The 7,456-nt window shown below is 37.8% G+C and carries 8 protein-coding genes; 6 read left to right on the top strand and 2 right to left on the bottom strand.

From position 1 onward, the window contains the following. The 5 genes from KJ678_00310 to eno form a co-directional block, all read left to right on the top strand. Positions 1-154 (top strand): cell wall metabolism sensor histidine kinase WalK (locus tag KJ678_00310; GenBank protein MBU1016595.1); only part of this gene is annotated, 154 nt, incomplete at its 5' end. Then, complete coding sequence (locus KJ678_00305) at positions 151-1,509, top strand: phosphomannomutase/phosphoglucomutase (GenBank protein ID MBU1016594.1); 1,359 nt, start codon at positions 151-153, stop codon at positions 1,507-1,509. The genes KJ678_00310 and KJ678_00305, both read left to right, overlap by 4 nt. 7 nt (positions 1,510-1,516) lie before the next feature. Beyond that, positions 1,517-2,044, top strand: coding sequence for a hypothetical protein (locus KJ678_00300; GenBank protein ID MBU1016593.1), 528 nt, complete (start codon positions 1,517-1,519; stop codon positions 2,042-2,044). Then, positions 2,041-4,299 (top strand): phosphoenolpyruvate synthase, encoded by a 2,259-nt coding sequence (gene ppsA, locus KJ678_00295; GenBank protein MBU1016592.1) that lies wholly within the window; start codon positions 2,041-2,043, stop codon positions 4,297-4,299. Before KJ678_00300 ends, ppsA begins: the two co-directional genes overlap by 4 nt. 7 nt (positions 4,300-4,306) lie before the next feature. Further along, on the top strand, positions 4,307-5,404 hold the full coding sequence (gene eno / locus KJ678_00290) for a phosphopyruvate hydratase (GenBank protein MBU1016591.1): 1,098 nt from the start codon (positions 4,307-4,309) through the stop codon (positions 5,402-5,404). Between the two features lie 62 nt (positions 5,405-5,466). Here eno and KJ678_00285 read toward each other — a convergent pair whose 3' ends face one another. Beyond that, positions 5,467-6,195: a histidine phosphatase family protein gene (locus KJ678_00285; protein ID MBU1016590.1), complete on the bottom strand. Its 729-nt coding sequence runs from the start codon at positions 6,193-6,195 to the stop codon at positions 5,467-5,469. 46 nt (positions 6,196-6,241) lie between these two features. Between KJ678_00285 and KJ678_00280 the strand changes: the two genes are divergently transcribed. Next, complete coding sequence (locus KJ678_00280) at positions 6,242-6,892, top strand: VTT domain-containing protein (protein MBU1016589.1); 651 nt, start codon at positions 6,242-6,244, stop codon at positions 6,890-6,892. Between the two features lie 141 nt (positions 6,893-7,033). Here the strand turns inward: KJ678_00280 and lexA are convergent. Beyond that, a partial coding sequence (lexA, locus tag KJ678_00275) for a transcriptional repressor LexA (GenBank protein ID MBU1016588.1) occupies positions 7,034-7,456 on the bottom strand: 423 nt, incomplete at its 5' end.

The raw sequence follows: 7,456 nt of genomic DNA, 5'->3' as shown, positions 1-7,456 counted from the left end.
TGAGCAGATGCGAAGTCCTGTGGACCCCACCCAAAAGGGAACAGGTTTGGGGCTTGTTATAGCCAAAGGAATTGTGGAAGCTCATAACGGCAAAATGTGGGTTGAAAGCGACGGTAAGAGTGGCGCAAGTTTTAATTTTACGCTTCCGTTATGAATAATATGAAAATTGATGTGTCTATTTTTAAGGCTTATGATATTAGAGGTATTTTCCCTTCACAATTAAATGCGGATGTTGTTTATAAAATAGGACGAGCATTTGTGGATTATATGCAAATAAAGGAAGTGGCGTTGGGTCACGACGCAAGATCATCATGGATGGAGTTATATAGTAGTTTAATAAGAGGAATAAATGATGCGGGAGCTAAAGTGTATGACTTAGGTATGATAGGAACCGAAGAATTATATTTTTCAGTTGGTTATTTTGGATATGAAAGTGGACTAATGCTCACGGCATCTCACAACCTCTCTGAATATAACGGTTTAAAATTTGTAGGGAAAGACGCATTTTCAATAAGCGAGAATACCGGGTTGGAAAATATTAAACGGCTTGTTATTGAAAAAGAGTATGCGCCTACCAATAATTCTAAAAATGTTGAGAAAATAAGTTCTCATAAATTTCTTAAAAAAGCGATATTTAATATTGTGGATGTTAGCAAAATAAAGCCTCTTAAAGTGGTAATAGACGCAGGTAATGGTGTGGGAGGGATTTTAGTTAATGAAATATATTCAAACACGCCGTTAAATATTATTCCAATGTATTTTGAGCCTGATGGCAGGTTTCCTAACCATGAAGCCAATCCTACAAAAGAGGAAAATACAGTGGCGCTTAGAAAACGAGTAGTATTGGAAAAAGCGAATATAGGTATCGCTCTTGATGGTGACGGGGACAGGTGTGTTTTTGTGGATGAGAAGGGAGAACTATCGTCAGGTTACTTTCTAACAGCGATATTGGCTAAGAAAATGCTTATTAAATACCCTAACGCTAAAATTGTCCATGAGAACAGATTTAAATGGGCTATAGTAGATGCTATCAAAAGTTCTGGTGGTGTTGGTAGTGAGTGTAGAGCAGGATACGCTTTTTTGAAACCTAAAATGAGAGAGGTGGGAGCGGTATTTGGAGGGGAGACCAGCTCGCATTTCTTTTATAAAGATTTATTTTATTCCGTTAGTTCAATGTTGACTATTGGTTTGATTTTAGAAGAATTATCTAGTTCGGGGAAGAAAATGTCCGAAATACTTGCGCCTTACAGAGAAAAGTATTTTATAAGCGGAGAAATTAATTTTAAAGTGGACAACCCGAATGAAATTTTACTGGAAGTGAAGGAAAAATATAAAGCGGACGGACTTGAAATAGAGGAGCTTGATGGAGTGGCTGTAGATAACAATAGGCAGTGGAGATTTAGCCTTCGCAAATCCAACACCGAGCCCTTGATTCGGCTTTGTGTTGAAGGGAAAACTAAGGAGATAGTTAGTCGCATTGTGAAAGAGGTGTCCGCAATTATCAAATAAGATTGGTATGATTACTTTTACCGCAAGAAAATTTGAAGAAATGAAAAAGGTTCTTATGGACGAGAATGTTTCTGGTCCCTTGGAAACCTATTTTATGATAAAAAATCCCGGGCAGAATGTTACTATTATTTCTCCCATTATGTTGGGACGCGAATTTAACAAAACTTACGGCCATTACCATAAACCTCATTTTCCCGAAAAATACACACTGCTTTACGGAAAAGGCGCGGTTTTAATGCAAAAACTAAAAAACCCTAATGATTATTACAACGATGTGGCGGAAATTAAGTTTGTTAAACTTAATTTAAATGAGGAGTTTCTAATTCCGCAAGGTTTTGGACATATTCTTGTTAATCTTGGAAACACTTTGCTTATTACAAGGGATGATTGGAACGACAAAAACGCCCAGCATTTATACACCCCCATTGCCGAGAAAAGAGGTATGGGTTACTATGTAATAAAGAAAGAGAGTGGGGAAGTAGGGTTTGAAAAAAATCCCAATTATAGCAATTTGCCTGAATTAACCTGCCTATGAATAAAAGTGAAAAAACAATTTTGTGGTTTGAAGAAATAACAAAAAACGATATTGCGTTAACTGGAGGAAAGGGCGCGAATCTAGGGGAAATGTCCCATTTAGATATACCTGTTCCCAACGGTTTTGTGGTTACCTCAAACGCGTATTATAAATTTTTGGACGCGAGTTCTCTTAGACAAAAAATCAAAACCGAATTAAATAAGTTGGATGTAAAGGATTCCAAAAAACTTGAAAAAGCTTCAAAAAATATCCAAACAGCTATTTTAAGAGCTAAAATGTCTTCCGAGTTAGAAAAGGAAATAAAGCTTTTTTATCATACTTTGTGCGGGCAGGCCGATAAACCTGTGGCAGTCCGCTCTTCCGCTACTGCCGAGGATTTGCCGGACGCTTCGTTTGCAGGACAGCAAGAAACCTTTTTAAACAGAGTTGGGTATAAAGAGGTTACTGTAGCGGTTCAAAAATGTTGGGCGTCGCTTTTTGAAGCGCGGGCAATTTTTTACAGACAAGAAAAGAAATTTGACCATTTTAAGGTAGGTATAGCTGTTCCGGTGCAGTTAATGGTTCAATCTGAAGTTTCGGGAATAATGTTTACGCTTAATCCGGTAACTAACGACAGGACTGTTATATCCGTTGAGGCGGGATATGGACTGGGTCAGCCTATTGTTTCGGGAGAAATTATTCCCGATCAATACTTGGTATCTAAAAAAGATTTAGCGATTATGAAAAAAACGGTGGTCTCGCAGGACTGGCAGTTAACTAAAGCGGGAAAAATAAAGGTTTCAAAAGCGCATAAAAAATTGCAGAAAATTAAAGATAAATATATTGTGGAAATTGCCAAATTAGGAGCAGAACTTGAAAAACATTACAAAAGACCGCAAGACATTGAATGGGCGTTTGAAAAAGGAAAGGTATATATAGTGCAAACTCGTCCCGTTACTACTTTAACTTTAAAAACGGATATAACCGAATTGAGTGTTCTGGATGAAGAGCCTTTATTGGTGGGATTAAGCGCTTCCCCTGGCGCGGCTAGCGGAAAAGTGGTTATTTTAAAATCCCCCAGAGAATTAAACAAAGTTGAAAAAGGTGATGTGCTAGTAACCGAAATGACCGACCCGGATTATGTTCCCGCTATGAAAAAAGCCTGCGCTATTGTAACCGATAAAGGAGGACGGACTTCTCATGCCGCTATTGTTAGCAGAGAATTGGGTATTCCCGCAGTGGTGGGTACAAGTTTGGCAACCAAAATGCTTAAAACAGGCGAGATTATTACTGTGGACGGTTCAGGAGGCAAAGTATATGAAGGGGATAAGAGCAAAAACATTCTTAAAATTCATGTGGATGAAAAATTTAGCGTTATGAAAACCGCTACTAAAGTATATGTAAATTTGGCAGAACCAGAACTTGCCGAAAAAGTGTCTCAAAGAAATGTTGATGGGGTGGGGCTTTTGCGGGCAGAGTTTATGATTGCGCAAATCGGCAAACATCCAAGAACATTTATCAAAGAAAAAAATAAAAAGGAGTTTATCCAAAAATTGTCCGCTGGTTTAGAAGTATTTGCCAAAGCTTTTTCTCCTAACCCAGTAATTTATAGAGCAACTGATTTCAAAACTAATGAGTACCGAAACTTAAAAGGCGGTTACGAGTTTGAAGACGAGGAAGAAAACCCGTTGATTGGGTTTAGAGGAGTAAGCAGGTATATTCGCGACAACGAAGTTTTTGAAATGGAACTTTCGGCAATTAAAAAAGTTCGCGATAAAGCGGGGTTCAAAAATTTGCATTTAATGCTCCCATTTGTGAGGACTGTAGAAGAGCTTATTGAAGTTAAAAAAATTATTTCTGCCTCTGGGTTGCGGCGAAGCCATAATTTTAAGCTTTGGATGATGGTGGAAATCCCCTCCAATGTTATTTTGCTAGAAGAGTTTGTTAAAGCGGGGATTGACGGAGTTTCCATAGGTTCCAACGATTTGTCTATGCTGATTTTGGGCGTGGACAGAGACAACGAAAAGGTAGCGTCTCTAGATAAAACAGAAATGAACCCGTCTGTTCTTTGGGCAATTGAACGGACTGTGAGAAAAGCTAAAAAACTAGGTATAACCGTTTCTATTTGTGGCCAAGCGCCTTCGGTGTATCCGGATTTAGTTAAAGATTTGGTGAGTTGGGGCATAACATCCATTTCAGTAAGTCCCGATGCTATAGAAATTACTAGAAAATTTATTTACGAAGCCGAGTACGAAAAAGTTCACAAACCGAAGTAAATCGTCTATGCCTATTATTAAAAACATATCATCAAGAAAAATACTCAACTCCAAATCGGAATGGACCATAGAAACCACACTTGTGTTGGATGAAGTTACGGCTTCTGCCAGTGTTCCCGGGGGAACTTCGGTTGGAAGTTTTGAAGCGAAAGTTTTGCCTGTTCCCCTTGCTTTGCAAAAAATTAAAGATATAAAGCCAAAACTTGTGGGAAGAGAGTTCTATATGCAGGAAAAGTTGGACAAGTTTCTTTTAGAAATGGACGGAACGGCAGAAAAAAGTAATTTGGGAGCAAACACTATTTTATCTGTTTCGCATTCGTTTGCCCGCGCTTGCAGTTTAGCCAAAAAAATTCCTTTGCATAAATATATAGCAGATTGTTACGGGGATGTTGGAGAAAGTGTCCGCCCAAAAATTATGATGCTTATATTTGAGGGGGGCAAGCATGGGGCAGGCGACATATCTATACAAGAGTTTATGATAGTTGTTGACTCTGTGGAAGAGGGGGATAATGTGTACGATATGGCAAGAAAAACGCTTCTTTCAAAGAATCTTGAAGTGGAGGTGGGTTTGGAAGGAGCGTTTAGTCCGGTGGGCTTTTCTAACGAGAATATTTTTGACCTTTTAACAAGTTTAAGTAAGTTTCCTTTGGCTTTGGATGTGGCGGCTACTTCGGCGCAAAATCAGCTTAATTTCGGGCAAGTGATAGAAAAGTATAATGTTTTAAGCATAGAGGACCCTTTTGGGGAGAATGAATGGGATAAATGGATTGCGTTTACTAAAAGCTATGGAAACGATGTTTTAATAGTGGGGGATGATTTAGTAGTTACAAGTCCTGCGCGTATACAAAAGGCTATAGATACAAAAGCGTGCAATGGAATAATAATTAAACCAAATCAAATAGGAACTCTAACAGAAACTTTGCAAGCGGTTAAACTTGCTAAAGACAATGGATTGAAAGTGGTTGTAAGCCATCGTAGCGGAGAGACGAACGATTCTTTTATTGCCGATTTGGCGGTGGGGGTTAACGCAGACTTTGTTAAATTTGGGTCTCCTTCTCGCGGCGAGCGAGTAGCCAAGTACAATCGTCTTTTGGAGATATTTTAATAAGGTTGTATATTTCCATCGTCATTGCGAGAAGCGAGCCGTAGGCGAACGACGACGCAATCTTACTGGGATTGCTTCTCCCTCGATTGCACTCGGGATCGCAATGACGCTTCCTTTTTTATCACATACCGTGCGTAGTCTTGTCCCAAAGGATTCTCCAAGGTTATCTCTTTTAATATACTAAACTTTTCAAAATACTTTCTGACAGAGCGCATACTGTTTCCATGGCAGGATATAGCTATATTTACATTGTTCTCTTTTACTCTTTTTACTAATTCTTCGCAAAAAGGAAAAACTCGCAAATTAACATCTTTTAAACTTTCTCCTTCTGGAGGTTTTGTGTCATATCCTCTTCTGTAAAATACCGCTTTAATCGGATAAAGTTCCATTAGTTTAGTTTTGCTTTTTCCTGTTAATTTTCCGTAATCTCTTTCAATTATCCTATCGTCCACCTCATATTTTATGTTTTTATGGTATTTTAGGGCGTATTTTGCGGTATCTATTGACCTTGACAAATGAGAGGTTACGCAGATATTTATGTCTTTATTTTTTAATTTTCCCGCCAAAATTTCCGCTTGTTTTATACCCGTTTCTGTAAGTTTGCTGTCTCTATGACCGGAATGTATCCTATTTTTGTTATCAAAAGTTTCCCCGTGTCTAAACACATATATTTGGGGGTATTTTTCCGATTCGCTTTTTGGCAAGGGTTTTACCGATTTTCCGGGATGAATAATAGATTCCCACGCCGCTTTGTATATTTGTTTAAAATACTTCTTATCAAAACTTTTCATATTTTGAAGGTTGTTTTAAGTTTAGCATATTGGTAAACTCTTTGGTATGGATTTAAAGGAAATACTTCCGGCAATTGGGTATTTAGGCATATTTTCTATAGTTTTTGCCGAATCAGGACTTTTTATAGGGTTTTTCCTTCCCGGAGACAGCCTTTTATTTACCGCGGGGTTTTTAGCTTCTCAAGGTATTTTTGATATAAAAATTTTAGCTTTGGGAGCTTTTATTTTTGCTGTTTTAGGAGATAGTGTTGGATATGAGTTTGGTAAAAAGGTGGGGAGAAAATTGTTTAAAAGACCCGACAGTTTTTTGTTTAAGAAAGAGAATTTAGAAAAGGCTGAAAATTTTTATGAGAAACACGGAAAAAAGACCATTATTTTAGCCCGTTTTATTCCTATAATTAGAACTTTTGCGCCAATTATAGCGGGAATAGGAGATATGCATTATAAAACATTCCTATCCTACAATGTATTTGGAGGCTTTTTTTGGGCGGTGGGAATTAGTTTTGCGGGGTTTTGGTTGGGCAATACCATTCCCAATGTGGATAGATATTTACTGCCTATTGTTTTAGGGATAATTATAGCATCCGTGGCTCCCGGGTTTTATCATATTTTGAAAGATAAAAAGCAGAGGAAACAGCTTTTTTTGTTTGTTAAAGATATGGTAAGTAAGATCGTTAATTTTACCCGAAGGGGATAAGAAGTATCTCAAAACGCAAAACTCAAAAGTCAAAGCCACAACTCAAAGGTCAAAACTAAAGAAATAAATCTTCGGGGCTATTTTTTAGATTTGAGATTTTAGCTTTGGTTTTGAGATTTGACATTTGAGTTTTGAGATAAATTAGTATTTCCTTATCACCGCTCTTACAATGCCTTGGATTGTAACTTCTGTAACATAAATAGGTTGCATTTGGGCATTGGCGGGTTCCAGTTTTACTCTGTTTTTTTCCTTAAAAAATCTTTTTAGGGTAGCTACTCCATTTTCCAACAAAGCCACCACGATGTCCCCGTTATTAGCTGTATTCGTCTGCTCGCAAACTACAAAATCGCTATCTAAAATACCGTCGTCTTTCATACTTTCACCTTTAACTTGCAAAACAAAACTACGCTTTTTTCCAGATACAAGTTGTGGTGGTATGGACATAGTTTGATTGGGATCTTCAATTGCCTCAATTGGTTTTCCAGCAGCAATATAACCAACAAGTGGAAGTTCTAATCCTTCTAAAATGGGGGCTCTTGTTTGTTCAATAACTTCAAGTCCTCT

It is taken from the genome of Patescibacteria group bacterium (assembly GCA_018817085.1).
In the GTDB taxonomy this organism is placed as follows: Bacteria; Patescibacteriota; WWE3; order CG2-30-40-12; family CG2-30-40-12; genus CG2-30-40-12.
The sequence above is the reverse complement of the archived record's forward strand: the minus strand, read 5'-3'. Positions and strand labels throughout refer to the sequence as shown.

Excerpts from the sequence above, each read along its gene's own strand:
- KJ678_00305 (MBU1016594.1), top strand. The coding sequence starts at position 151 with ATGAATAATATGAAAATTGATGTGTCTATTTTTAAGGCTTATGATATT.
- KJ678_00300 (MBU1016593.1), top strand. The coding sequence starts at position 1,517 with ATGATTACTTTTACCGCAAGAAAATTTGAAGAAATGAAAAAGGTTCTT.
- ppsA (MBU1016592.1), top strand. The coding sequence starts at position 2,041 with ATGAATAAAAGTGAAAAAACAATTTTGTGGTTTGAAGAAATAACAAAA.
- eno (MBU1016591.1), top strand. The coding sequence starts at position 4,307 with ATGCCTATTATTAAAAACATATCATCAAGAAAAATACTCAACTCCAAA.
- KJ678_00285 (MBU1016590.1), bottom strand. The coding sequence starts at position 6,195 with ATGAAAAGTTTTGATAAGAAGTATTTTAAACAAATATACAAAGCGGCG.
- KJ678_00280 (MBU1016589.1), top strand. The coding sequence starts at position 6,242 with ATGGATTTAAAGGAAATACTTCCGGCAATTGGGTATTTAGGCATATTT.